This is a genomic window from Chryseobacterium sp. NFX27, from assembly GCF_049887855.1.
Lineage (GTDB): Bacteria > Bacteroidota > Bacteroidia > Flavobacteriales > Weeksellaceae > Chryseobacterium.
In genome coordinates, this window is record NZ_JAGEKK010000030.1 from 1 (window position 1) to 26,920 (window position 26,920).

General features: G+C 38.1%; 21 protein-coding genes and 12 tRNA genes. 4 read left to right on the forward strand and 29 right to left on the reverse strand.

Annotated features, from left to right (window positions below; genetic code table 11):
• Positions 1–145: 145 nt before the first annotated feature.
• The 23 genes from J4Q03_RS20675 to J4Q03_RS20785 form a co-directional block, all read right to left on the reverse strand.
• Entirely contained in the window at positions 146–697 is a 552-nt protein-coding gene (locus tag J4Q03_RS20675; RefSeq protein WP_426050006.1) for an exonuclease domain-containing protein, read from the reverse strand.
• 207 nt (positions 698–904) lie between these two features.
• A complete protein-coding gene (locus tag J4Q03_RS20680; protein ID WP_426050007.1) occupies positions 905–1,495 on the reverse strand; it encodes a hypothetical protein in 591 nt (196 codons plus the stop codon).
• 6 nt (positions 1,496–1,501) lie between these two features.
• Complete coding sequence (locus J4Q03_RS20685) at positions 1,502–1,867, reverse strand: cyclic-phosphate processing receiver domain-containing protein (RefSeq protein ID WP_426050008.1); 366 nt, start codon at positions 1,865–1,867, stop codon at positions 1,502–1,504.
• A 49-nt stretch (positions 1,868–1,916) separates the two neighbouring features.
• Positions 1,917–2,402 (reverse strand): ribonuclease H-like YkuK family protein, encoded by a 486-nt coding sequence (locus tag J4Q03_RS20690; protein WP_426050009.1) that lies wholly within the window; start codon positions 2,400–2,402, stop codon positions 1,917–1,919.
• Positions 2,403–2,531: 129 nt separating this feature from the next.
• Positions 2,532–2,602 (reverse strand) — tRNA-Trp (locus J4Q03_RS20695).
• Between the two features lie 101 nt (positions 2,603–2,703).
• Positions 2,704–2,776: transfer RNA gene (locus J4Q03_RS20700), tRNA-Phe, on the reverse strand.
• 73 nt (positions 2,777–2,849) lie between these two features.
• Positions 2,850–2,923 (reverse strand) — tRNA-Leu (locus tag J4Q03_RS20705).
• Between the two features lie 337 nt (positions 2,924–3,260).
• A tRNA-Glu gene (locus tag J4Q03_RS20710) sits at positions 3,261–3,332 on the reverse strand.
• Positions 3,333–3,417: 85 nt separating this feature from the next.
• A tRNA-Tyr gene (locus tag J4Q03_RS20715) sits at positions 3,418–3,501 on the reverse strand.
• Between the two features lie 635 nt (positions 3,502–4,136).
• A tRNA-Asn gene (locus J4Q03_RS20720) sits at positions 4,137–4,208 on the reverse strand.
• Between the two features lie 231 nt (positions 4,209–4,439).
• Positions 4,440–4,513: transfer RNA gene (locus J4Q03_RS20725), tRNA-Ile, on the reverse strand.
• Positions 4,514–4,622: 109 nt separating this feature from the next.
• Positions 4,623–4,694, reverse strand: a tRNA-Pro gene (locus tag J4Q03_RS20730).
• Positions 4,695–4,759: 65 nt separating this feature from the next.
• A tRNA-Asp gene (locus J4Q03_RS20735) sits at positions 4,760–4,831 on the reverse strand.
• Positions 4,832–4,838: 7 nt separating this feature from the next.
• Positions 4,839–4,912, reverse strand: a tRNA-Arg gene (locus J4Q03_RS20740).
• A 6-nt stretch (positions 4,913–4,918) separates the two neighbouring features.
• Positions 4,919–4,992, reverse strand: a tRNA-Lys gene (locus tag J4Q03_RS20745).
• 104 nt (positions 4,993–5,096) lie between these two features.
• Positions 5,097–5,169 (reverse strand) — tRNA-His (locus J4Q03_RS20750).
• A gap of 851 nt (positions 5,170–6,020) precedes the next feature.
• On the reverse strand, positions 6,021–7,043 hold the full coding sequence (locus J4Q03_RS20755) for a hypothetical protein (protein ID WP_426050010.1): 1,023 nt from the start codon (positions 7,041–7,043) through the stop codon (positions 6,021–6,023).
• Positions 7,033–8,739, reverse strand: a complete 1,707-nt coding sequence (locus J4Q03_RS20760; protein WP_426050011.1) for an APC family permease — start codon at positions 8,737–8,739, stop codon at positions 7,033–7,035. The genes J4Q03_RS20755 and J4Q03_RS20760 overlap by 11 nt, the downstream gene beginning before the upstream one ends.
• A complete protein-coding gene (locus J4Q03_RS20765; protein WP_426050012.1) occupies positions 8,729–11,110 on the reverse strand; it encodes a hypothetical protein in 2,382 nt (793 codons plus the stop codon). The genes J4Q03_RS20760 and J4Q03_RS20765 overlap by 11 nt, the downstream gene beginning before the upstream one ends.
• Entirely contained in the window at positions 11,101–11,844 is a 744-nt protein-coding gene (locus J4Q03_RS20770; RefSeq protein ID WP_426050013.1) for a hypothetical protein, read from the reverse strand. The genes J4Q03_RS20765 and J4Q03_RS20770 overlap by 10 nt, the downstream gene beginning before the upstream one ends.
• Complete coding sequence (locus J4Q03_RS20775) at positions 11,817–12,950, reverse strand: AAA family ATPase (protein ID WP_426050014.1); 1,134 nt, start codon at positions 12,948–12,950, stop codon at positions 11,817–11,819. Before J4Q03_RS20775 ends, J4Q03_RS20770 begins: the two co-directional genes overlap by 28 nt.
• The gene (locus J4Q03_RS20780) at positions 12,950–13,597 is read right to left on the reverse strand and encodes a hypothetical protein (RefSeq protein ID WP_426050015.1); all 648 of its coding nucleotides are present in this window, start codon (positions 13,595–13,597) and stop codon (positions 12,950–12,952) included. Before J4Q03_RS20780 ends, J4Q03_RS20775 begins: the two co-directional genes overlap by 1 nt.
• 199 nt (positions 13,598–13,796) lie before the next feature.
• Positions 13,797–14,186 carry a VOC family protein gene (locus J4Q03_RS20785; protein WP_426050016.1) on the reverse strand — a complete coding sequence of 130 codons (390 nt, stop codon included), beginning with the start codon at positions 14,184–14,186 and terminating at the stop codon, positions 13,797–13,799.
• A gap of 261 nt (positions 14,187–14,447) precedes the next feature.
• Between J4Q03_RS20785 and deoD the strand changes: the two genes are divergently transcribed.
• Positions 14,448–15,158, forward strand: coding sequence for a purine-nucleoside phosphorylase (gene deoD, locus J4Q03_RS20790; protein ID WP_426050017.1), 711 nt, complete (start codon positions 14,448–14,450; stop codon positions 15,156–15,158).
• Between the two features lie 57 nt (positions 15,159–15,215).
• Here the strand turns inward: deoD and J4Q03_RS20795 are convergent, their stop codons facing one another.
• The 3 genes from J4Q03_RS20795 to J4Q03_RS20805 form a co-directional block, all read right to left on the reverse strand.
• Positions 15,216–16,001: a TatD family hydrolase gene (locus J4Q03_RS20795; RefSeq protein WP_426050018.1), complete on the reverse strand. Its 786-nt coding sequence runs from the start codon at positions 15,999–16,001 to the stop codon at positions 15,216–15,218.
• Positions 16,002–16,125: 124 nt separating this feature from the next.
• On the reverse strand, positions 16,126–16,776 hold the full coding sequence (locus tag J4Q03_RS20800; RefSeq protein WP_426050019.1) for a hypothetical protein: 651 nt from the start codon (positions 16,774–16,776) through the stop codon (positions 16,126–16,128).
• Positions 16,763–17,491: a DUF434 domain-containing protein gene (locus J4Q03_RS20805; protein WP_426050020.1), complete on the reverse strand. Its 729-nt coding sequence runs from the start codon at positions 17,489–17,491 to the stop codon at positions 16,763–16,765. Before J4Q03_RS20805 ends, J4Q03_RS20800 begins: the two co-directional genes overlap by 14 nt.
• A gap of 177 nt (positions 17,492–17,668) precedes the next feature.
• Between J4Q03_RS20805 and J4Q03_RS20810 the strand changes: the two genes are divergently transcribed.
• Positions 17,669–18,517 (forward strand): DUF4822 domain-containing protein, encoded by an 849-nt coding sequence (locus J4Q03_RS20810; RefSeq protein WP_426050021.1) that lies wholly within the window; start codon positions 17,669–17,671, stop codon positions 18,515–18,517.
• 128 nt (positions 18,518–18,645) lie between these two features.
• Here J4Q03_RS20810 and J4Q03_RS20815 read toward each other — a convergent pair whose 3' ends face one another.
• Positions 18,646–19,692 (reverse strand): MBL fold metallo-hydrolase, encoded by a 1,047-nt coding sequence (locus tag J4Q03_RS20815; protein ID WP_426050022.1) that lies wholly within the window; start codon positions 19,690–19,692, stop codon positions 18,646–18,648.
• Positions 19,693–19,955: 263 nt separating this feature from the next.
• On the opposite strand from J4Q03_RS20815, the gene J4Q03_RS20820 reads away from it, so the two are divergent.
• The gene (locus tag J4Q03_RS20820) at positions 19,956–22,097 is read left to right on the forward strand and encodes an outer membrane beta-barrel family protein (RefSeq protein WP_426050023.1); all 2,142 of its coding nucleotides are present in this window, start codon (positions 19,956–19,958) and stop codon (positions 22,095–22,097) included.
• An 82-nt stretch (positions 22,098–22,179) separates the two neighbouring features.
• On the opposite strand, the gene map is transcribed toward J4Q03_RS20820, so the two are convergent.
• Together map and J4Q03_RS20830 are read right to left on the reverse strand one after the other, a co-directional pair.
• The gene (gene map, locus J4Q03_RS20825; RefSeq protein ID WP_426050024.1) at positions 22,180–22,944 is read right to left on the reverse strand and encodes a type I methionyl aminopeptidase; all 765 of its coding nucleotides are present in this window, start codon (positions 22,942–22,944) and stop codon (positions 22,180–22,182) included.
• Between the two features lie 167 nt (positions 22,945–23,111).
• Positions 23,112–24,506: an MAC/perforin domain-containing protein gene (locus J4Q03_RS20830; protein WP_426050025.1), complete on the reverse strand. Its 1,395-nt coding sequence runs from the start codon at positions 24,504–24,506 to the stop codon at positions 23,112–23,114.
• A 243-nt stretch (positions 24,507–24,749) separates the two neighbouring features.
• On the opposite strand from J4Q03_RS20830, the gene J4Q03_RS20835 reads away from it, so the two are divergent.
• Positions 24,750–26,327: a Na+/H+ antiporter gene (locus tag J4Q03_RS20835; RefSeq protein WP_426050026.1), complete on the forward strand. Its 1,578-nt coding sequence runs from the start codon at positions 24,750–24,752 to the stop codon at positions 26,325–26,327.
• Positions 26,328–26,920: the final 593 nt, after the last annotated feature.

Genomic DNA, 26,920 nt, shown 5'->3' on the forward strand with positions numbered 1-26,920 from the left:
TCTTTAAAGACTATTTTTGATTTACTTAACACACAGCAAATTAATCAATTTGCAAAAACTGGGAAAGCTTTGAGCTTTCCTTTTTTGCGCATAAAAAAAGAACTGTCTCACTTTTGAGACAGCCTCTAATCAAATCTAAACTGAATTAATATTGCTTCAAACACCAGTGCAGGATTTTTGCGATATTCTTCGCATCATCCACCCCTCTGTGATGGGTACCTTCAAGCTTCATATTGAGTTCGCCAAGCGCTCTGCTCATTCCAACGCTTTTTCTGACGGTAGGATGCAGCTGTCCGAATAATGTTTTCACATTGATATGATCATCGCTCAGCGGATAATCTACATTGAATCTTCTGGCCTGGTTCTGCAGCATATTCAGATCATAGTTTCCGTAGCTTGCCCAAGTGAGATCTTCAGAGTCGTATTCTGCTCTGAGGATATCCAAAGCATCTTCCAGCAAAATCCCATTATTATCCAGCATGTTTTGGGTAATAGAAGTCAGTTCTGTACAGAAAGGGCTCACCTTTGAATATTGTGGTTTTACTAAAATGCCTTCATTTTTTGAGATCTTACCAGTTGTCGCACTCATGATGCATACACCGATCTCGATGATCTCGCTTTCCTGGCCTCTGGGCGGTCTGTCTTCCCAGCAGGTAGCTTCCAGGTCTATAATTAATATATTGTCTGTTGTTTTCATAGTTTTTTGTATAATGTATATTGTAATAAGTATAATGTATAATGTATAATGTATAATGTATAAGAAATTGGATGAAAATCATGGCAACCTACTCCGGCGTCAAAATTTAAAACGCATGGCGTAATGCAGAAGAATGATTTATTTTCAAGAATTTTTAGATGCAAAAAAGTTTCGGTAAGATGACTTGCCGAAACTTAAATTCTATTATTAAACTACCAGTTCTTTTACTGTTTTTCTGCGTATTCCAAAGTCAGATTTCCTGATTTTACACATACGATTATCAGTAATATGATAGAAAACTATACCTTCCATATCATTCTCAGGATTGCTAAGGAAATTTTTGATAAAATCAAAATCCAGACTTTCCAAACCAAGAATTTTATCTCCATGCTTTACTAATATGTGACCTTTAATATTCTCAGGATTGCTTCGTACCTTTTCGCCAATAAGCTCATAGGTACCCTCTTCTACCTTACCTGATTGCGCCAAAGTATTGAATCCTTCCCAGAAATATTTGTCCTCTTTTTTAGTAATATAGCATTTTATCCAATGCGGATGATGACCTGTCATAAAATCTGCTTGCTGACATGGAATTGCACCTTCAGGAGCTGTTTTCCCTTTTTTTGCATCGTATCTTTTGTATAATTTACCATTGATAACAGCGCACGCAGAACCATCAAACTTTTGAGTAGCAATAGCTTTCCCTTCAAAAACCCAATTGTTTTCCGGGCTAATTTCGTTAATTACCCTTCCTAAATTATTTATATCTTTTTTGAATAATGTACTTATCTTTTTCATTTTTAATTACAATTTTTTAAAGTTTACCAAAAGGCTTAAAATATTCTTCTTTCCTACCGGATTCATTGAATGGCAGTAGAATTTGGGTAAGTCTAAATAGTTATCCATACAATATTCTGTCAGCCATTTGGCACAGTCGTAGCCTGTTTTTTCGGTGTATTCGTCAGCATTCGGTTTCAGATAGTGTATATCCGCCAGGTCATGATCAAAAGAGATCATTTCCGGAAGTCCTTTTTCCAAAATTCTGTTGACAAACTGCTCGTAATTGCGAACAATATGCCAGTCTTTTCTGAGGAAAATATCCTGTTTGGTATAATGATAGGCTTCAACAGGATATCGTATATCATCCAGAAACAGTAATCTTTTTGTCATTTCCATTGTTTTATTTTAAGCCTGAAAGCCTGTTTTAATACAATTATATTTAAACCATCATATCAGCACAATTGGAACTTGCAAATGCGTGAGGCTTTGCTTTAAACACATATCCCATTCCCAGAATATATCCCATAGCATCTTTCAATGCAGTATTTGACTTGAAATCCGGGTCGGTATTAATGTCTGCGTGCACCTCCATTTCTACACCATAAGCATCCAGAATGGCACAGATAGCGTAAGCAATTTCTACGGATCTGTTGACCTCATTCAGCATTCTTTCTTTGATGCTGATTTTCTGTATTTGTCTTTCTTTCCTGATAAAGGTAAACGCTCCTTTTCCCTCCCGTACAAATACTACTGCCGTAGCATAGCTGATCGCTTCGCCGTAAACATGGGAATCTGAGCCCACACATACTTTCAGGCGGTGACCGTTAGCCTGTTCGCGGATAATGGCTTCCTCTACCAGCTGTGTGATAGGTTTCAGGAAAAAATTTCCTTTCATATTCTGCCATACTTCTTGTTGCGTTTCCATTTTTTTACATGTTTTAAATTTGTTTTTGTTTATCTATTAATTGGTGAATTGTGAACATTCAATTCGCTTTGCTGTCATCTTAATATTCACTTACATAGCAAATTCACTATTGATTATTCACTTTTTTTGCACTCCGAACAGGACTCGAACCTATACCATCAGTTTTGGAGACTGAGATGCTGCCATTACACCATCAGAGTAGTTTTTTATAATAATTGATAAGTTATAAATGACCATTGATGCCATAATACACATTTAGTATTCATTATTGATCGTTGATCAATCATCATTTATAATTCTGTGGAACAGACAGGAATCGAACCTGTACCTTTAGTTTTTCAGACTAACGTGCAGACCAGCTACACCACTCTTCCCTGTTGTATAAGTGATTGATAATGAGTATTCACGAAATAGCCATATGGCAATCATCAATCATCGCTTATCTTGTACGGGAAGAGGGACTCGAACCCCCAAAACCTTGAGCCTAAATCAAGTGTGTCTACCATTTCCACCATTCCCGCAGCTTTTATTAATGATGAGTAATCTGAATATTTGTGGATTGCCAATGGCCAACTGTCAATTTTTTCATGGTTTTTAATTCACATTTGATGTATTTACAATTGACAATTAACTATTTATTACCTGCCGAATTACTCATTGCTTATTACTCATTATTTATGAATAAGGTCAGAGAAAGCCTGTCTTTAAAACTATGCCTGTTAGTGTTTGTAAGATCTTCTGCGCTTGACAAACTTTTCTCTTTCCTGTTTTTCTGTGAATGATCATCTATCAATTTTTCTCAATCTGAACTTTCATGGTATTTATAATTCACCATTGATTTTAGATCATTCACGTCTGTACTCCATAAGGGAATCGAACCCTTGTCGTCCGGTAGAAAGCCGGATGCACTTACCGCTATGCTAATGGAGCATTTTAAACCAACTGACCAGGAATCGAACCTGAACAACAAGAGTACTTTTCCTGCATGCTGCCGTTACATTATCAGCGGTTTTTGTGGAAGTAGCAGGATTCGAACCTGCTCAGCAATGAAGCAACAGATTTACAGTCTACCCCGGCTCTCCAACTCCGGCGTACTTCCGTATATAATGAGTAACAGATCATTAGTAATGGATATTTTTTTCTAATCCCTTTTGAAGAAAACAAAGCCTGTCTTAATTTTTTTGTTTGATGTAAGAACTTCTGCGCTTGACAAACTTTTAATTTTTCTTCTGAACTAACTAAATTTTATAAATGATTAATGATAGCTATTCGTCAATCCATCACTTCTGCCCATTCCTACTTCCAGGTTCTACCCTCTAATCCCATTGTGAAGAAAACAAAAGCCTGTCTTAATTTTTTGTTTGATATAAGAACTTCTTCGCTCGACAAACTTTTTACTTTCTCCGGAACTAATCTCATTTTAGTTATTTGAGATGGCTATGGGATTCAAACCCACTCAGCTTATGCAACGGTTTTGCAGACCGCCCCGACTCTTCCGCTTCGGCGAACCATCAGATTTGATTATAAATGATAATTGATCAATGATGATTGATAGTTGATAGTTGATAGTTGATAGTGAATTTACACTCCTTCTAACTTCTAATCTCTACCCTCTAACTTCTCAATAAAAAAAGAAAAAGGCTGTCGGTATTTTCCATATTTGGCGTAAAGATTTTCTGCTCTTGACACACCTTTTTTCTTCTCTTTCTGAAACAATTAACATTTAGTTTTCTGCGATTTTGCAAAGGTTCGAACTTTCAACTTCCGGTTTAACAGACCGGCGCTCTACCATTGAGCTACAAAATCGTTTTTCATTTGTGAATGGTGAATTATTTAGAGATTGTTTAAACTTTTAAAATCTCGCTGATTTGGCAGATTACGCAGGTTTTATACTGAAATAAATCTGCTACATCGTCTTAATCTGCAAAAGAAATATTTTTCTTCACTATTATTTCTGCATAATAACTTTTGAATAAAATTTAAACAGGCTCTTAAGCTCACCTGCAAAGCAAATTCACCATTTACTTTTATCTTTTGTAATTTCGGAAGGACTCGAACCTTCAGCCTCCGGTGTATCAGACCGACGCTCTAACCAATTGAGCTACGAAATCGTTTTTATTTTGTGAATTGCAAAAGATCAATCCGTTTACTATCAATTTTAAAATTCACTTGCGAAAACTTCACTATTGACTATTCACCATTAACTATTCACTTTTTCAGTCTGGAAAGCAAGATTCGAACTTGCGACCTCCCGCGTCCAAGACGGGTAAACAACCACCGTTATCTTTCCAGTTTTTCAGGTTCAGTTTCCATTTTTCTTCCGGGAGACAGCCGGAATTAAATTTCCATGAACCCTGCGGTCTATGCGGGAATCGAACCCGCAGTACCCAAGAGACAGTCGGGCAGGTTAGCCTTTACCTCAATAGACCTTTTTTGTAATTCTGAGAGGGATCGAACCTCTAACCTTCGGTTTAGAAAACCAACGCTCTATCCAATTGAGCTACAGAACTATTTTGTAATCCCAGAAGGAATTGAACCTTCAACCCCCGGTTTAAAAGACCGGTGCTCTGACCTATTGAGCTATGAGATTATTTTTTAATGTGAATGGTCAAGCGTCAATTCGCTTAACTTGTCAATTTTAAATTCCCAATTCATCATTCACACTTAACAAGATTCACTATTCACATTTACTTTTGGGTATCTTCGGGGATCGAACCCTGTTCTCCGGTTCCACAGACCGGCGCTTTACCAAATAAGCTAAAAAACCATAAAAAAAGCACCTCTTTTCGGGAGGTGCTGTATATTCTGACGTAAGAGATCATTAGCTGACCCACGTATATAAGCACCTTTTAACTATAAATTCACTATCGAGAATGATACATGCATATCTTTTCGGCTCCTGTCCGTGTAATCTCCAATACTGATTAGATATGTTATGTAATTGTTTCATTATATTCTTGTTATTTAAAATTTTTGAATTCTGAAAACCTGTTGCTTTCAATTTTCGGTTGCAAAGTAAGTATGAAATTTTTTAACTCACAAATATATTTTTCATTTAATATCTTGATAATCAATGAATTAAATGTATTTTTTAGCATAAGAAATACCTGTCCGCAATATCCTGCAGATCTCTTAAATACCTAAATGACTGTCTCTCATCGGGTTACTTATCACTCTTATTTATTGTATTAAATGTTCATTGTTAATTAAAAAATTTTTGTTTTTATGGTTATTTTTTTTCATTCTAAATAATTTATGGCCTAAAACACAAGAAACGCCTCGAGTTATCGAGGCGTTTCTGCGGTATTTTGTTTAAATTCTTACGGGTTTATTGTAAATAATTTTCAAAGCAAGCACATTTCGCCTCATTCCATATCATCCATTCGTATCCGAATAATCCTTTTATTGAAGGGCTATCGCATAGATTTACATTGATATGTGCTCTTTGTCGTGTCATAATTTTCTGGCGCAAAGATATGAAAAATTGTTTTTTGAGCAATGAAATTACTATGGCTGCTCACTGGAAAGAGAGATATGATGAGGTGGCTTCGAGTGCCGCAGCCACCTTGATTTTGTCGGTGGAACATCATTCCGTTTAAATTTTTAAATGCTTCAACGTTAGTTTCGCAATATTTTATTCCTTTCTGTTTTAAACCTCGAAATATCTTTCAGGATCACACTGTCCTCGGGATTGAAATGTTTCAGTTCATTGATAATCTCGGAGCGCGTTCCCACTTTTTCTGCAATAATTTCATAAGCGATACTTCTTGTTACAGGCTGTAGTTTTGGATCTTTTTTAAATTCATGCTTCATGGCTTCAAGGTAAATGGTCTTTTTGTAGGAAGGTGTTTTATGATAAAGGTTCTGAATCTCAGTTTCCAGTTTTTTAACATCAAAAATATGGGCGAAATAATTATTCAGGCAGTTGAATGCATCTTTATCTTCATTCCAGCCCTTCAACAGTACTTTTTGAGCTTCTTCCGGCAGTTCCATTTTCTTGCTGTATACCAAAGAAGCTTTTACCATCTGGCTGTTCTCTGTATAGTCGTCTGCCACCATCTGATAGTAACTGTGGGCATTTTTAAGATCATTAAGTTCTTTGTAAAGGTCCCCTACTTTCTCTTTCTGCTGCATTTCTTTGTACAGATCGATGGCTTTTTTGTACTGTTTTGCTTTTTCGTAACACGCTGCTGCTTCCGATTTATTATTTAGTTTTTTAAGATAAACCGCTGCTGCCTCATTATAGAAGCCACCATTTTCCAGCGTTTTTGCCCCCCTGAAATGATCCTGAAGAAGATTCATATACACTTTTGCTGCTTTTTTATAATCTTTTTCAGCGATATATTTTTCGGCAAGCTCTTCATATTTATTTCTGATTCTATCAAATAAAGAGGTTTCCAGGTAAAAATTCCCACCTCCTGAGCCTCTTCGTCCAGAGTTTTTGCGGTTCTGTTCTTTATCTTTTAAAGCAGTGATCACAATCATGATTATAAAAGCTACGACAAGAAAAATCACCAGCGTTCCCACCACGCTCCAAAAGCTTTCGTGGAATAACTGTGCGGCAATACCAATGATCTTAAACACCGCCAGGATCATAAATGCAATCAGAAATTTGTCTATAAACGTCTGCTTATTCATCATCTTCAGGGTTTAAAATGGTTTTGTCCTCGTTAAACAGGCGATAAAGAAGCAGGATGACACAGATCACCAGGATCCATACAAACCAATTGTATCCGAACATCTTTATCAACGGGTAAAACAGATAGACCAACATGGAAACAAGAAGAACAGACAGAATCAGCTTTACCCATAAAGGCACATTGTCCCCGCCAAGGTTCAGTGATTTCCTTCTGAAGATGAAAGAATAGATTCCCACAGCTCCAAACATGAAAATCACGAGATACAGGATATCTGAAACGGAAGTTTTATTTTCTGATGCACCGGAACCTTTCTCCAATGTTCCAGTATTGGAATCTTTAACCGGAGACGGGGGAAGTTCCGTTATATCAAGCGTTCCGTAAAGCTTTCCGAGAGAATCCGCCATAAGCACCTGCTTTTTCTTTAAAACAAATTTTACAACTTCACCATTGACCGGTTTTCCCTTGCTGTACTGTTTGAGAGAATCCGAAATGCGGCGTTTCATCGCTGCTTCCTGCTGAACAAGATGTTTCGTTATTTTTTTTGAATACACTATTTTCAGGGAATCTCTGCTGTTCTGCTCTCTGGCATTGAGCTTCTCAATATCATTTCCAACCTCACCAAGGTTTCTGCCACCTGATTTTTTATACCGTTCTCTTTCGTTTTTGTCTTTTGACATAGCAGCACCTGCAGCAATATATTCACTGGAAAGTTTTTTTCTTGTCTTTCCGTAAATAGAATCAATTTTCATGTCAATATCCGTCACTCCGGACTGATAAGCGATCATATCTGCCTGTGCTTTTTCAGCACCGTTCATAATTTTGCCGGATGAAACGAGAAAATCCTCTCTCACGGTTCTGTCTTTATCTGAAGGCATAAAAATTCTGAAGAGTATGGCTACAATGACAACACCCCAGAATATCCATCGGAAATTCCGGCTTCCTGATGTCTCTTTTTTATCACCAGAACCTCCAAACAGGGTACTCAGCCAGCTGTCTCCGAAAGTGAACTTTCCAAAGCCGTCACCACGGGAAGTTCCCATAATATCTAAAGGCACTCCCAGTTCTACCGCTCTGTCAGGATATTTTTCTATATACTTTAAATATTTTTCAATTTCTTTTTTATTCCCTGCCATCACTTTTTTGAGGTCAAAAGGCAGGTTTTTCATCCACTCTTCTTCATTTCTCGGCTGCTGAAGGGTTGCCAGAACTTTTTCATCATCCATCTCCACAGCAAAGCTTTCGATATGCTGAGGTATTTTTACCCCATTCGATGGTTTTCTGATTCTGCCTTCTGCTATTTCGGGTTCTTTTAGTACAGAAATCCAGTCAATTTCTTCTGAAAGCTTTACAAAACCAAAATCGGGGTGCATGATAACAAACCGTGAACCGGCAGACTGCCAGTCTTCCGGATTGATCCTTGGATAAAATAGGGTATTTTCAGGAATAAAAAGTCTGTCGTCTACACACTGGAAATAAGCATTTTTACCTATTTCCTGCGGAGCTTCATCATAAAATATAAGCAGACATCCGTACAGGACATCAGGCTGGTCTGCGGGAACAGCATAGGATTTTACTTTATGGAGATCTATCCCCAATGCTTCCATTTCATGAAGCCATACGCGTGGCGACGGGTCTTTGATCAAAAGCCCTTTTTTAGGATAGGTATTTTTCGGAAAAGGTTTTATTCTAAGCTCCATAATCCAGGATCTGATCAATAAACGCTGTTAAATATTGAGAATACATTTCTTCCATAGTCTTCACTTTCAGCAGTGTCTTTTTCGGAAGGTAATATTCCGAGCCTCCATACTCTGTGTTCGTTGCTAAGGCCAAAAACCCATACTCTGTAGAGGGAATATAAAAGGTAGGAATACCGGTATTGCTGCTTTTAAAAGTAAGCATTCCCCGGGAATCCGTAATGATCTCGCTGCCATCCTGAAATGTAAATTTGTTTTTGTTCTGTTCAGCAGAGATCTTAATGGTAAACCTGTTCTTATAAAGGTTCAGTGAGTTATCATACAGCCTGGACAGTTCATTTCCTGAAATGACTAAATTATTATTCTCATTAATTCCTATTTTATTGAAGTTTCTGATTATTTTCATGCCGCTGCGATTCAGTTTAGCAACTTCTGTTTCCGCTTTTGCGATATTTTTATCTATTTCAATATCTTCATTAAAAATGGATTCCACGGACACATTTCCTTCTAAATTGATCTTATAACAGGAAGCATTCATAGACTGATGCAGATAAAAATTTCTTCCGAAATAAATAAGATGGTATGAATTGGGAATATTGAGTCCGGTAACATTCTGTTCGGAATATTCTTTTGTATTCAGATTCAACTTGGAAATGAGCTTTTTATCCGGCTGATACTGGCATAAGATAAAATGCTGCTGTTTGTTTTTGGCAAGAGCAAACTGCCCTCTTGGTTTCACAGAAATATCTTCTATTAAAACTTCGCATCCATGATAGGTTTTGTAATAATCATAAGAATTACGGTCGTAATAGTTATCAGAAAGGTAAGTTTTCAACAGCTGTTTTTTTGAACTCAGAATATAAAATTCACCTTCATAGAGAAACTGGCCAATTTTATTGGATGGAGTCGGAAACAGGATGGGATAGTTCTGCGGCAAATCTGTTTTCTTTCCGTTAATATTCTGAATCTTTTGTTTACGCTGTGGTGGATTGGCCCATAATTCCTTGAGCGGAAGCTTTATCTTCTGAATATGCTTGCGTGCTCCTTTATGATGTTTATAAAAGTTCAGTTCACCATCTGAAGCTGTTGTGATCAGGAATTTTAATCTGTCCCTGTTTTCGTGGATCACTTTCCTGGTCTTTTCATCAGTAAGATTTTCCTGGTGGGTAATGAAGAACACTTCAAGATCTTTTTCGGTATGCTCTTCAGTAAAAAATTTTCCAAGTGCCTCTGAAACATTCAGAACCGGGCTGATCAGATTGAGGGTTTCGATAACATCTTCCGGTTTATCAAGAGAAACAGGTATACCAGCCTGACCCAAGGCAAAAACCTTACACTCCGAATGGGCTTTCGGATGTCTGATTACCGCAATAGCTGATGCAAAGGCCAATACTTTAGGAGTTCCCCAGTTTTTCAGAGAAGTATCAATTAGGATGATTCGTTCGAAAATATTTTCTTCCGGCGGAATTTCTCTCTGGATGTACAAAGCTTCGTTATTGGCCACACGGTTCATGAAAACCTCATCATCATTGGCAAATTCAGAAAGAAGCATTCTGTGGAGGTCACCTTTATTGGCCATATCTGAGATTCCCCCAATAGGCTGCTCTCCGGGAGAAAGGTGACGCATAGGAATTCTCAGCCCGCTCCAGATCCTTTTGATCAGGCTCCCTACCTGGAATGTTTTGGGCTCTTCAATTAGCTGCTGAATAAAATCTTTATCGGTTTCTACGGTTGTTTCTTCCTCTACGACTTCATCTTCCAATTCCGGTTCATCCATGTGGTCCCGCATGGCATCAACAATAGACTGTGTTGTAGGAAACTTTTCATTCAGCAGATCCAGTGTACTTAAGTCCCGGTTAATAGCTGAAGGACCTGCATATTTTTTCTCGGCACCCGCGGCAAGCATATGGGGTCTTCTATAGTAATTGGTCAGGATCATCTCTGCTCTTCCGGGAGCCATGCTGTTATGTGAATCCTGGAAGAGTGTCTGAAGCAGTATAATTCTGTTCTGTCCCTGTTTATAAAGTTTATTTAATGATTTCAGTTTTTCAAGAAACTCAATGCTCTTTTCTGCTGTGAAATCAAAATTTCCGATGCTGTGAAAATTGGCAGTATGATTCAAAGGTCCTGCAAAATCGGTATAGCCATCCTGCATTGCATACAAAACCATCAGCAATGCTCCAAACGGAGGCCATCCCTGTGGCTGAAGCTCTTTGAGAATCTCTATGACGTAAGGTCTGTAGGCAATAGCTCCGACACCGGGAATTGAGATGAGGTTATTGTCATGGTACCCGGAATCTCCGGCGATATCCTCGTCGGTTTCCCACTCCCAAAAGTAGTTTTCGTATGACTGGAAATATTCGATTAAATCCATTCTTTCGTTTTTTCAGTAAGACGGAATGAACTTGCAGACAGTGGGCGGAAATCTTCTTTTTTAATGGGAAGATAGGTTCCGTTTTCGTTCCACAACAGCCATTTATCCGATTCTTTATTATATTGCTGCTGTAAAAGAGAACTCAAATTTTTATATTCAAAGTCAAAGCCAGCAGGTAAAAGGTGCCCGTCTTTGGTCCAATATGTTTTTCCCGGCAGGCTCAGCAGCGGTGTTCCCAGAAACAATGCTTTATCACTGATCACTGTCCATTCGAGCTTTTCCAGCTTAAATTTCGGCTGTACCGGAATATTATCTTTTATGTGTTCAACTGCACTTAATAATGCTATGGCAGGATGTTCTTCATTGCCTGGCTTTAATCTCACCTCAACTTTTTCACTGATTCCGAAATAATTATTGTTAGAAGCCGGGAAAGTAAGACGCAGCGCTTTGTCTATCGGTGACCAAAGCAAGGCTGTCCTCATCTTTTTACTTGGCACGAGTGCCTCTTTTCTGAATAAAAGTCCTTCACGTAGCTCGTATAGCAGAAAATCAGGCAGCTGCTGGATCTCTGCGGATATGGACTGTTCCTCAGTAAAGCCTTTCAGCCATACTGTATCATCATCTAAGGCAATCTGCACGTTTTTCCAGTCCCGGATGGCACCCAGAAAGTCTTCACCGGTCCGGGGGAGTTCCGCCCAGAATTCTTTTATACAGTTTGAAGGATTTTCTGCCATAAGCTTTCAATTTCTTGCTGGATATACTGCTTCTGCTCCGGGTTTCTTATCCAGTCGCAGCGGGTCTGCAGGTATCTCAATTTATCTTTGATCACATTCTGTTCTTCAAAGCTCAGTATTCCGCTTTCCCATTTTTCCATGAGAATCTTTACATCTTTCATGACTTCCTCCGGATTGGGAGTTTTGTTCTGCATGGCCTGTGGATGGGACTTTGGGGTATCATCTTTTTCAATGGTTCTGTTGATGATGCCTTCCAGAATCTCAATCTGCTCTTCTGTGTCCCAGATATGCTTCAGTACCCAGAGATCGGAGAGCACTGCTTCATTTCTCCCACAAATCAGGGCGCTTGCTGCGATCAGGTTCTGAAGTTTTACGGCTCTACGGTCGGAAATGGTAATTCCTGTATTTCTCAGGCTGATAATTGTATTTAAATAAACTTCGTAGATGGGCCTCAGGTCTATGGTTTTACACAGATTCTGAAGTTCTCTGATCTCATCTGCAAGAATTTCAGGAATATTGGTCTCTGTTTGGTTTTCCAGCTTTCTTCCGGCCAGAAGTACCTGCTGAAGCAGTTCAGGATTTACGTAATCAACATTAATTCTGACCAGAAAACGGTCAAATAATGCGTTAAGGGATTCATCTTCGGGAAGAACATTACTGGCACCAACGAACATCAGGGCCGGGAGATGTTTTGTTTCTTTTCCTCTTTTGAATATTTTTTCATTCAAAGCGGTCAGCAGTGAATTCAGGATGGCAGAATTGGCATTGAATATCTCATCGAGGAAGACCAATGAAGCTTCGGGCATCATACCTTCGGTGTTGGTGAGAAGTTCCCCTTCTTTTAATTTTCGGATATCAAAAGGCCCGAAAATTTCGTTCGGCTCTGTAAATCTGGTTAATAAGTATTCAAAGTTTCTTCCATCTTTTACTGTTTTAGACAGTGTTCTTACGATCGCCGATTTTGCCGTACCCGGAGGTCCATACAAAAATGCATTTTCTTTAGCCAGAAGGCATATTCCCAGCAGATCTACCACATCATTTTTCCCTACGAAAGTATCTTTTACGTAGTTGAGAACGGTATTGAGTTTTGTAATATTTTGTATCATTAATTTTCTTCGGTTATTATTTTTAATTCTCTCCAGAATATCTCTTTATACAGCCCGAACTCTGCTATAAGCAGTTGGTTGATATAGGGGATCTCAGCCAATTCATAGGCTTTTTTTTCTACGATTCTTTCGAGATATAATTTCCTGTAAGTTTTATCTTTCAGCTCTTTTTCCCAGTTGACTTTCTCCAGATTAAGCGGATATCCAATGCCGGAATAATGAAATTGAGTGAGTATTTCTTCTAAAATTTTAACCAACGGATCATAAGGATCAGCAGTTTGCATTAAAATGATGATCTGTGGAAGGAATCGTAATGACAGATCTGCAGATAAAACAGAAGAAGTATCAGATGCTATTTTCAATTTCGGGATCAGTTTATCCAGGTCTTTTGCCGTATTCTCACGGATAAGATAGAGCTGTGCACTGTAATACAGGACTTTCGCTGCCCAAACTGCACTTTCTTTATCGCAACTGATATCCGTGGACAGAAATTCCAGTCTTTCTTTTTCTAATTCTGCTTCAAAATAATCACCGGCTTCCTGTTCTTCTTTTTTTGAGATCTCATGTAAATTGGAAAAAACAGTAATGCAGCCGCTTTTCCGAAGCAGAAAAATAGTGTCTAAAAATGGTGATCTGGTTTCCATCATCTAACAAAAATAAAACTATTTTGCAGAGAATAAAATTTTTTATGTGAGTGATCCGCAGCTAAATAATCTTTATGATAAATAACTCACAAAATGCTTACTAAATTAAACTTAAATGCTGCATTTTTGCTCTCGCAGATGTAGCACATGACACAAATTATTGTATCTTTTTTTATCCTATGGGATATTTTAGATTAATAGATCAATCTGTTATTTCAATAATATTGTTTTCGGGATCCAGAATAACACTTTCATAATATCCATCGCCTGTTGTACGTGGTTCTCCAGCTATAGTATAACCGTCTTTCCTTAAAATTTCTGTCAGTTCATCTACTTTTTCCTTGCTTCCTGTCGAGAATGCCAAATGGATAATTCCATATTGCTGGGCATCGTAAGAGTTTCCGCTTTCCTGGATATCCGGTCTGTTCATGATCTCAAGACGGCATCCATTGTCAAAACTTAAAAAATAAGACTGAAACTGTTTTACAGAATTGTGGTATTTTTCATTGGAAACCGCTCCAAAATATCTCTGATAAAATTCTCTGATCTTCTCCAGATCCTTTACCCAGAAAGCGATATGTTCAATTTTCATTATGATTAATCTTTTGGTTTTGCTAATGTAAGAAGGAGATTTCACAAATACTTCTTCTGTGTTATTGTCTTTTGAAACTGTATTGCTTATTTCTCCTGCAGATTTCAGAGGAGTTTTTTTCTTTTTTAACCACCCTTCAGATCTTTGGTCTGCCACTCCACCTGAGGAGGAGAATTTGTCTTAGAAACTTAAGTATTGAAATACAAACGTTGGGATATTTCAATCTAAAAGTTGTTATCTTTGTCGCTTCAAAATAACATTATGAGTATTCACATCAGTGCAAAAAAAGGAGAAATTGCCAAAGTAGTATTGCAGCCGGGGGATCCCCTTCGTGCACAGTATATTGCTGAAAATTATTTGGAAAATGCTAAACTGGTAAGCAAAACAAGAGGAATCTTTTATTATACAGGTCTTTATAAAGGTAAGGAAATTACTGTAGGAGCCAGCGGAATGGGCTTTCCGAGCATCGGGATCTATTCTTTTGAATTATTTACAGAGTATGAAGTAGATACCATCATCAGAATCGGGACGTGCGGAGCTTACACCACAGACCTTAAGCTTTTTGATATTTTAAATATTGAAAATGCTGCAAGTGAAAGTACCTATGCAAAATATGCATGGGAAATTGAAGATGAGATCCTTCCTCACCAGGGAAATATCTTTGAAATGATCAATGAAACCGCTCAGGAGCTTTCTTTAGCAACCAAAGCGATCAATGTACACAGCAGTGACATTTTCTACAGAAAAGATCCTAATATTCCTGCTATTGCTACTCAATATAACTGTCCGGCTGTAGAAATGGAAGCCTTCGGATTATTTGCGAATGCACAACATTTAGGAAAAAATGCAGCGACGATCCTTACGGTAACCGATATTATTCCTACCCACGAAAAGATTTCTGCTGACGAAAGAGAAAAAGCCCTTAAGCCAATGATGGAACTGGCTTTGGAATCGGCACTGAAAAGTCTTTAGAAACAAAACATTATTACACATAAAAAAAGAGCTTTACTTGTTGAGTAGAGCTCTTTTTTATAGTTTGAAAAAATTTCTGGCGGTTTCCGTGGTTTCTTCAGCAACTTCGGAAATGCTTATTTTTTTCCAGTAGGCAATTGTTTGTGCCACATACGGAAGAAAAGACGGCTCATTGCGGCGGTTCTGCATTCTCGGCATATTTTTCGGAAGCATAAACGGAGCATCTGTTTCTATCATCATGCGGTCCAGCGGCGTATATTTGATCACGTCTTCCAGCTGTTTAAATCTTTTATCATCACTTATAGCGCCTGTAAATCCCAGGTAAAATCCTTTGTCCAGATAGGTTTTAGCTTCTTCCAAAGTTCCTGTGAAGCAATGGACAACCGCTTCCGGCAGCCTGGAAAGATATTCATTTGTGATATCATTAAACCTTTTAAAAGCTGATCTTTCATGAAGAAAAAGAGGCTTACGAACCTCAACAGCCAATTGCAGCTGGGCTCTGTAGCATTTTTCCTGAATAGGTCTGGGAGAAAAATCCCGGTCAAAATCCAGTCCGCACTCTCCTACCGATACCACATGATTTAATCTCAAGAGGCTCTTAAGTTCCAGAATACTTTCCTGAGTAAAGGATTTGGCATCGTGAGGATGAATTCCAGCGGTAGAAAATAAAATTTCAGGATAGTCTTCTGCAATCTCTGCGGATTCTTTGCTTCCGCGTACGCTTGTCCCGGTGAGGATCATTTGTTCCACTCCATTATCCAGGGCGCGGTTGATCATTTCTTCATGTTCATTATAGAACTGTTTATTGGTCAGATTAATGCCAATATCAATGTATGTATTCATTTGTTTTTGTTTTATATAAAGGTAACAGACAGGATTGATTTGTTTTGTTAAATTTTTGATCTGAACTTTATATCTGCAAAATTATCTGCACAGTACGCAATCTTTTTACGCAGATCAATTTATATCATTCATTGATAAATACTTCCAGAAAACCAATCATCTGTGTCCCGCCGTGACTCCAGCGGATTCCGTGCCCTTCTTTTTCCCGAACTTCAAAAACAAGTTCATGTTTGTAATGATAGAAGACATTCCACCAGGTTCTGTTGTCCAGAATATAGCTGATCTTTTCCATAACTTTTTCCTGTTTCTGCAAATTATTCCCTTTAATCTCGCCCCAAAATTCATCATCCATTCTTCCGATATGTTTTTCCCAGGCTCTCTGCGCAATGGTAATTTCGCTGTTAAAAGGTTTCCGGCAGGCTTCAAGCAAAGTATCTTTCAAAGGTGGAACAGCATTTTCATCCCGGACGCTGGCAGAAGTCAGGCGCTGCCCTAAAATATTCAGCCAGTGTTCAAAAGGTATTTTTTCAAGATGATCCGCTTTTACCTCATCAGTATCTTTGTTTTGAAATATATTGATAAAGAGATTAAAACTTTCTTTTCTGTCCGTTTTGATTTCTTCATTAAAATATGGCAGCTCCCATTCCAGGTTGTTGTTCTGAAATTTCAGGATATTATCTTCCATAGTTTGCAGATGCTCTGTGGCAAGAACAGCCTGATATTTTTCTTTCCAGGAATCGGAAATCAATGGAATAGAGGGTTTAAACATCTCCATTTACAGACAATTTTAAAAGATTGACATCCAGATTTTCTTCTGTGATCAAATATCCGATCAGATTGAACCATTTTCCACAGTTATCCAGTATCCATGCATCTGATGATACTGCTATCCCTGAGTTTTCTGCTAAAAATTTATCCGGACTGTATTCCAATAGAGCTTCCCAGTTCAGGTTATTTTCCTGAGCAAAATCAAGAATGATCTGCTTGATTCTCCCGCTGTTGGAAACCGGCTGATCAAAAATCCAAACCAGCTTTTCAAGGCCCGCTTTATGGAAAAATTCCGCAACAATTTCCACTGCTCTCTGAGTCTGGGTTACCCGTTTATAAGTTCCGTGAACTCCTGAAAGATCACGGAAACATCCGTCTAATCCTTCAAAGATAAAAGCTCCTGAAAGCAGACTTTCCAACAAAATCAATACGTTGAAACCATCCAGATAAATGACTTTATCCTTCAGAGCTGATATTTCCAGCTGTCTGATTTTTCTATTCCTAATCTGTTCCTGGGATGCAGATGCCCCACGCAGTGCCTGGATCTGACGTGTTTTCAGTTTGTATCGATTTCCTACAAGTTCGGAGGATGCTTTTTCAGGATAACTCCGGCTCAATAAATACAGCATATCCTGAACGGCCATTTTCAGCTTATCAACTTGCTTTTCTGAACCGAACAGCACATCATCGGCTGTGTTTTTTCCACGGTTTCTGTTATTCATCCTCAAAAATAGTTTTTTAGACGGATATAATTAGGCAATCTGCCTTTATCGTTATATAATCTATTGATTGATCCGCATCTGAAATATAGAGTTATACATTTTACAACAAAAGAGATATTTCATACAACATTTTGATTTCCATAAGAGATATGTTTGCACTGAATAAAAATATCGATTATGAATAAATTGAAAAAAATATGTTACCTGTTTACAGCCATCCTTATTTCTGCTGCTTTTATATCCTGCTCTGATGATGATAGGGCTACGGAACAGCTCACCCCTTCACAAGTTCTTTCTTCTACTCCGTGGGAAACTACGGCAGCCAGAGACAAAAACGGAAATCCGGTAGCTTTGACGGATGCAAATGTAGCGGGTTTTGTAGGTTTTTCTTACTTTAAAGCTGACGGAAATTTTGCCATCTACAGCCTCAACGATATTTTAAGATCCAGAGGAACATGGTCTGCGGATTCTCAGGGAAAAACGAGGGTGATTACTGCACTTAATCCGGACGGAACTTCGATTTTTAGCCGTACTGTAGATATTCTTGTATTGAACAGCAGTGAATTCACATATAGAATTCATACAAACCCCAATGACCCTTCTGTTTATTATGATATCATCCATACAAAAACAGCCCATTCCGAACCAGCCAACGGACAGCTTACTTTAGCTTCTACTCCTTGGGAAACTACCGGAGCCAAGGATAAGAACGGGAATCCGGTAGCTTTAACGGATGCAAGTGTAGCGGGTTTTGTGGGCTATTCTTATTTTAAAGCAAACGGTACCTTTACGATTTACGGACTGAATAATATTCTGAGATCTCAGGGAACATGGTCTATTTCTCCGGACGGAAAGAAAAGAACGATCACGGCTATGGATGCAAATGGAAATGTACTTTTTACCCGGATTGTTGATATTCTTGTTCTGAACAGTGTGGAATTTACCTACAGAATTACTCCTGATGCTGGTAATCCTTCTGTTTATTATGATATTATCCACACCAAAGTGGATCACCTGGAACCATAATTTTTTTGAAATTAGTAGTTGATCATGAATGTTAGCCACCGGCCCGAATTCGGGCCGGCGGCTTCTTTTTTACCATGCTTATTGCCATTTGATATTCAATCACTGAAGCAGAATTTCAATTGTCTGTTTTAGATAAGTTCTTGCCACCATTTTTTCCATGTTATCTTTCCCAGCTGATCAAGATCCGCTTTTTCGCCAATCATAGGAAGTGTAACCGGGAGACCATTCTCTTCTGCATATTTTGAAACAAGTTCCAATGGTTCAAACCAGGGATGTTGGGCTAATTTAAATTTAGAATTATGGACCGGAATAAAATTCTGGGCTTTTAATTCCTGTACTTCCTTGATGATCTGCTCTGGAAGACTGTGAATGTAAGGCCATTTTTCATTGTACTGACCGCATTCCATCACCGCAAGATCAAAGGGTCCGTATTTCTCCCCGATCTCTTGAAAGTGATCTCCGTAACCGCTGTCACCGCCTAAGAACAGTTTTTTAGATGGAGTCTGTAATACAAAGGATGTCCACAGTGAGATATTCCGGTTCAGAAGTCTTCCTGAAAAATGTCTTGCAGGAGTCAGTGTAATAGTGAAGCCGTCTGCTAAATGAATGCTGTCCCACCAGTTTTTTTCGATAATTTTTTCTAAATCCCAGCCCCAATACTCGAAATGCTGTCCTGTTCCCAGCCCGCAAATAACCTGACCTACTTTATTTTTGAGTGCCTTAACAGTGGAGTAATCCAGATGATCCCAATGATCATGGGAGATCAGGAGGAAGTCTATATCCGGCATATCTTCCGGCTTATAGTGATCTGCCCCCTGAAAAGCTTTTATGGAACCCGGCATTGGTGAAGCATTCCCACTGAAAACAGGATCTACAAGGAATTTTTTGCCATCGGTCTGGATAAAGTAAGAACTGTGTCCGAACCATACAAGAACATTTTCTTCAGGCTTAAGGTTTTTCAGATCTGTGATCACAAAAGGGATGGGTGATTTTGGGCTTACATTTTCTATTTTACATAAGGTCTGCAGGAGTAATTTGGTCATGCTTTCTCCTTCCAGTAATGCGGGTGTGGGAAGTATATTCTGAAATTTTCCGTTGGTATAGTTGGTCAGCGTACTGAAATAGTTTTTTCTTTTTTCATTGGGATACTGCCCCATTTGTTTCTTTAAATTCATTTTCATTGTTTTTTAATGCTCTGAATCCTGTCATGAAGATTTAATCAGATGAATAAATATAAGAATAGATTTCTTATTTATATGAATCAACGGATAAAGGAAGTATTTTACTTTATGAGCACTGAAATTCTTTTACCGGGTCTGACTTTAAGTAGTATAATTTCTATAAAAAAATCTGGCCTCTGTGAATTTTTATTTATTTTCCCAATGCGATGTAACAAACCTCCAGTAATAACTGTCTTATTGGTGAAATATCACTTTGAATGAAAATAATTATATCTTCAGTTTCTTTATTAATAGGTTCTTTAACATTTGCGCAAGTAAAAACTGACACTATCAAAGAGAAGGAAAACCAGATTGAGGGGGTTACGTTAACGGCAAGAAAACCTACTGTAGAATCTAAGGTGGACAGAACGGTGTTTAATGTATCCAACAGCTCTATCCTTGCAGGAAATACAACCTGGGATGTCCTTAGAATGACCCCTTTGGTGAGTATTGATAATAACGATGCTATAAAAGCGGAAGGTGAATCGGTGACGGTTTACATCAACGACAGAAAATCTGTTTTTACCGGGAAGGAATTAAAGGAATACCTGAAAACCATTCCTGCGGATAACCTGATGAAAATTGAGGTGATCACAAGTCCGTCATCCCGCTATGAAACAGCCGGATCGGTCATCAATATCGTGCTTAAAAAGAGGGATGATGAAGGAATGAAGGGCAGTGTAACTTTTAATAACAGACAGAATACAAAGAACTCACAGTATACGAATCTTAATCTTAATTATCATAAGAAAAATTTCACCCAGACTTTTGTCGGAAGCTACAGCGACAATACATGGGCGCAGAAAAGCCTATACATCAACTCTTTATATAAGGATAATGATGTTACCCAAACCAACAATGAAAATTTAAGCAGAAGTAAAAGCCCTTCTCTTTCTTCTACCTCCGAATATGAACTGAATGATAAAAACAATATAGGACTTATCCTTGAATATTACCAAAGCAAAAGTTCCACCACGTCGGATTCTGACTTCATCAGATCGAAAAATGAAATGCTGTTCGATTCTTATCATCAGGATCAGAATGCAACTGGGCGTTACAGGACGCTGGGAACCAATGTATTTTATAAGTATTATGACAAAGAGAAAAACAGGATATTGGATGTCAATTTAGGATCCAATTACAATTCTCAGGAAAATACAAATGAGTTTTTAAAAACATCCAATATATCACCGGCCGTGAGTTTATTAGGTTTGAATTCTCATGAACAGACCCGAAACTATTATCTAAAAGTAGATTATACACAACCGCTTGGAAAAGGCGGAAGTTTTGAAGTGGGTGGAAAAATGGATTTCAACAACAATGTAATCCCTAATAATCTATCCGGGAACAATGCCGAAAATCTACGCCCGAATGATGTTTTCCATTATGAAGATAATATCAATTCCCTGTATGTGAACTACAGCAAAACTTTCTTCGAAAAGCTGGAAACAAGAGTTGGGGTCCGCTATGAACATATTGATTATAAAATGAGACAGGATGTAGCCGGTACAGAAAGAAAAGATTCTTACGGTACTTTACTTCCCAATTTATTGGTGAAATATTCTTTTTCGGATAAATATGATCTGAGCCTGACCTATAACCGTAATCTCTGGCGTCCGTGGTATTCGGAATTTAATCCTTTTCTTGTTCCTACCAATGACGGAACCTATTCTCGCGGAAATATGGACCTGGAACCTAACCCCAGCCACAGGCTCTATATGAAATTCGGAATTCTGAAAAAGTATTTTCTCTCAGCAAGATATATGTATACAGACAGGGATTACTGGACATCTATTGCGGAGGAAAACGGCAGAACGGTCAGTCTGCCTGCCAATTTCAACGGAAAGGTGCAGAAGTATTATCTGTTTGCGAATACCAACCAGACTTTCCTGAAAAATAAAATGAACGTGAACCTGGGAGTTGGATGGTACTATATCGACAATCATGATTTCAACGAGGTTAATAACCTAAAGGGTAAAAATTATATAAGCTATCTGGGTGTTTCAGCCAATCTGTCGTACACCAACCTGTTTGACAAAAACATTAATCTGAGTGCATGGGTCGAGCTTTCCAATCAGAACAACGGAAATTCCTATGCGAATAAGACAAATGTTTTCCACAATATCTCTGCCACCAAGATATTCCCTAAAACACAGATGGAACTAAGCCTTCAGCTGATGAATATTTTCAGCAGACCCAATTTTGACTCCACCACCTTCAGCCAGGTCGGAACCACCAGAAGTTCTACAAGATCAGACTGGTACGGATTTTCACTTACTTTTGTGAAACGTTTTGGAAATCAGAAGGTAAAAGGAAATACGAAGACAGATGTAGAGAAAAGCGGCGGCGGCGGAAAATAATAGTAAGACAAAAAGAATAATAACTAAAAAAGACACCTGCAATCATGTAAGTGTCTTTTTAATTTATACCTGAAGAATATCCTTAGTTCAGGATTTCATTCATCTGCGTTAAAATAATGGGTTTTCCATCGGTCACTACAATGGTATGTTCATGCTGTGCCATATAACCGCCTTTGTTCCCTACCATCGTCCAACCGTCATTGAGCTCTACAGCAAGATTTGAAGAGGTTGAAATAAATGTTTCGATGGCTACCACAGAATTCTTTTTGAACCGTCTGGAATCGAAACAGTTTTTATAATTAAACAGCTCATCAGGCTGTTCATGTAAGCTTTTCCCAACACCATGTCCGGCAAGATTCTTAATCACTTTAAAACCTCTTTTTTTGGCCTCCGTTTCCATAAGAAAACCAATATCAGCTATTTTTACGCCTCCTTGTATAGAATTGATGGCTTTTTGTAAAATATCTTTGGAAGCATCTACCAGTTTTTGGTGTGAATTGATATCTTTTCCGATAATAAAAGAACCTCCGTTATCGGCCCAATATCCGTTCAGCTCTGCCGAAACATCAATATTAATAAGGTCTCCTTCTTTTAAAATCCGTTGATCCGTTGGAATACCGTGACAAAATTCATTATCCACACTGATACAGGTCCACCCGGGAAAACCATACGTTAAATAAGGAGCTGATTTTGCACCGAAATCTGAAAGGATCTTAGCTCCGTATTCATCAATTTCTTTTGTCGTCATACCGGGCTGGGCATAATTAGTCATCTCTTTTAAAGTATAGGCAACAGCTTCACTCACTTTCTGCATTCCTGCTAATTCATGTTCATTTGTTATTGACATCGTTATTTCTTTTGGTTATAGGTGGAAATACTTTTCAGGAGTTCAATATCCTTTGAAAACAACAAAGTTAAGGATTTGAAATATTATTTAAGTATTCCCTATAAAAAACCGTCTCACCTTTGATGATGAGACGGCTTCCCTGTAAAGATATCAACAAATATATTTAATTAATAGGCATAAAAAGGGATACCCTCTGCTACATAATTAGCCGGAGTTCCGGGGTAAGTGGAATAATAGTGATCTCTTTCACTTCCACTGTAGAACTGATAAATAGGTTTTTTTGAGCTATCCATTGTTGCATAAAATGCAATTCCTTCATAGGCATAGCTGGCAGGTGTTCCGGGAGAAGTGGCATAATAGTGATCCCTTTCACTTCCACTGTAGAACTGATAAACAGGAACGGTATTCGGAGCTTTATAACTATATGCTTTAAACTGCTCGCCTTCAGCCTGATAATTATAAGGTGTTCCAGGAGAAGTGGCAAGGTAATGATCTCTGTCTCCGGGACTATAAAAACCGTAGACCGGCACAGGAATATAATCTAAGAAAACTTTATTATCAATCAGATATTGATTTACATATGCCTGAAGCTGAGCTTTTTTAACCGGGTCTTTTACTAAGTCATAAATAAATACCAGCCCATTGTTTCCGAAATCCACCAAAACAGCATTATTTACAGTAGAACTGTTTTGCCAGTTTGAAGTATTGATTTTAGGATTCGTTTGGTCGAGATTCAATTCGCCGATCAGGCCTTTTGAAGGATCTCCTCCTCTTGTTCTATACGATAATTTTCTTGAGAAATTTTTGTGCGATTCTGATATATTGACATCATTTTCTACATTAACATCAAAAATACCTTTCATCCCGACTTTCACCCCGATTCTGGCTGCACGGTCACGGTATTCATTGGTTGTTTCAGATTGGAACATCACATCCATTTTAGCTCCCGTATAAATATCTACCGTTACGTGTGTACCGTAATCCTGAACAATCTGCTGAGGAGTTTTTGTCTGTAGATCCTGCACAAATTCAGGAGTCAGGTAATCTCCCAGCATATCTGTTGTTGCATTGAATCTCAATCTTCTTTGTTTGATTAAAAGATTATAACTTCCATAAATATATTTTGCATCAAACTTATTGGTGTTAGTCACTGCAGAATTAAAGCCCACCGAAAGAGTTTTCTTAAATAATGGAATACCTGCTGTTACATCTATTTTCGTTGACACCATTTTAGAATAGGTTTCAGCATTTTCACCATATTCTTCGACATACTCCTGTGAAAGCGTATTTTCAGCAACCAGCCTGGGACCTTGTTCAGCTTTGAACCTGTCAATATCAATCACTTTAAAACCGGCTGCAGTCGCATTTGCATATTCACCCGCTGCATTATACCCATGCCCCAGGACGTCATATTGCCCGTCGCCCGCAAATTTCCCGGCAGCTATACGACTTTCTTTTCCAAGATTATCAGGTGTTACTTCAGTGTTCAGCTCTTCCGAAGAACATGAAGCCATGAAAAGCATCAGCAAAGAGCTGAAGCAAAGTAAAATTTGTTGTTTCATAGTTTTTTAGAATTTTCAACAAAGATAATATGCAACACCTGGTGAAAAAAGTAAAACAATATGACATATATCACTGATATGGGATTTTAATAGTTTACGAAAGAGTGAATGTAAATGATGAATATAGACCGTCTTATTTAGTGGGTCACCTTTATATATCTCCAACATTTAGAGACTTTTAAATTTTTAGAAAGGCTCTAAATATTTCTAAAAATTTGATATATATTTATCTAAAATTTATACATGTTAGAAAATTTCGAATTCTATCTTTTTTTGGTTCTCCTCATCACTCTGCTTATTATGCTGGCGAAAAAAATTCAGGTTGCCTACCCTGTTTTGCTTGTGTTGGCCGGACTTTCAATAAGTTTTATTCCTGGAGTACCACCCATAAAAATAGAACCTGAATTAATATTTATCATTTTTTTACCGCCTTTATTGTATGAAGCAGCCTGGTCAACCTCATGGAAAGAACTTTGGCGGTGGCGCAGGATTATCTTCAGTTTTGCTTTTGTCGTTGTTTTTTTCACCGCATTATCAGTTGCCGTTTTCGCTAATTATTTTATTCCGGGGTTTTCTTTAGCTTTAGGCTTTTTATTGGGCGGAATTGTTTCTCCGCCCGATGCAGTGAGTGCCGGAGCGATTTTAAAATTTGTAAAAGTACCCAAAAGACTGGCTTCCATTCTTGAAGGCGAAAGTTTGCTGAATGATGCTTCTTCTTTAATCATTTTTAGATTTGCAATGATTGCAGCAGCAACCGGACAATTTGTATGGCACGAAGCTGCAGGAAGCTTTATATGGATGTGCATTGGTGGTGTAGGAATCGGACTTCTAATCGCGTATATTTTTCTGAAAATGCACAAGATTTTACCCACCGATTCAAATACTGATATTTTACTCACTTTTATTGCGCCATTTTCAATGTATCTGGCAGCAGAACAGCTTCATGCTTCCGGAGTTTTGGCCGTGGTAAGTGGCGGCCTGTTTCTCTCCTATCGCAGTCACGATTTTTTGAGCAGCGCCTCCCGAATACGTACGGTAACAGTTTGGGAAAGTTTTTGTTTTTTGCTGAATGGGATTGTTTTCATGCTCATCGGTTTGGATCTTCCCGAGATTGTTTCCGGTTTAGGTGACACCGATATTTATACCGCAATCGGTTATGGAGTTGCTGTTACTGCAGTTCTGGTTATTGTAAGAATTTTCGCAGGCTATGCGGCTGTGGTTACGACCTTAATTATGAGGAATTTCATCACCGTTGCAGATGCACAATCTCCGGGCTGGAAAACACCCATGATCATTGGCTGGACGGGAATGAGAGGCGTAGTCTCTTTGGCTGCAGCACTTTCAATTCCCTTAACTTTAGAAGACGGAACTCCTTTCCCACAAAGAAACCTGATTCTTTTCATCACATTTATCGTCATTCTTTTAACGTTACTTGTTCAAGGGCTTACCCTACCTTTTTTATTAAAAAAATTTCCTCTCCTAGACCGGGATTTTGTGAGAAGCGAAAAGGAAATCGATTACGAAATTCAGAACAGTCTTGCTCAGGTGGCCGTTGATAAAATCCGTAATGATTATGCACACAAAGTAGAAAGCTTCCCCGCCCTGAAAGATCAGTTGCAGAAATACGAAAAGCAGTTGAGCAGTTCTGAAATCATCATTAATTACACTGAATACCGAAATATTTATATTGACATTCTCGAAACTCAAAGACTCTGGCTGATTAATAAGAACCGCGAAGAACTTTTGCTGGATGAGGAAATCATCAGAAAACATCTTCGTTTACTCGATCTTCAAGAGGAAAGACTGAATATGAAAGGGTAGATCATAAATAAAACCGCAATACTCTCCGAATTTCTAGTAAATATAATATAGAACGTCTTCTTTTTGTCTTTTTTGTAGTTGATTTTTGTTACTATTGTAGTTGATTTTTAAGTTAGATAAAACACTAGGACTGGAAGCAAAAACTATCAGCTATCACCTTGATTGTATTACTGCCTGCGAAATTTTTGTTGTCATATTACTGATGGGGCAGGTACTTCCCTGCTGAGAACCAGTGGAGGTGCAATGGATAGGAAATCGGCAAATAAATAAAGGAGATCAATTTTTTTTCAGATTTTTTCAATAAGCAATTTACAATGGTATAAAGATCTGAAATATTATAATTTCTTACATACCTTGGAATATAATGAAAATTCCTGCATCAATTGATACAGGAATTTGAGAAATATTACAGTGAATATATTTAAAGTATAAGCTTCTTGTTTTAAAAAAGATAGCTATTCCAATATGAACTTGCAACTATTTTTGAGACAAAATTTATATACTCTTTATGCTACATTTTTAGATAGATTAGACATTAAATTTTGATACTCTTTTATGGTTAAATTCCCTAAAGCCGAATGCCTTCTCTGAGT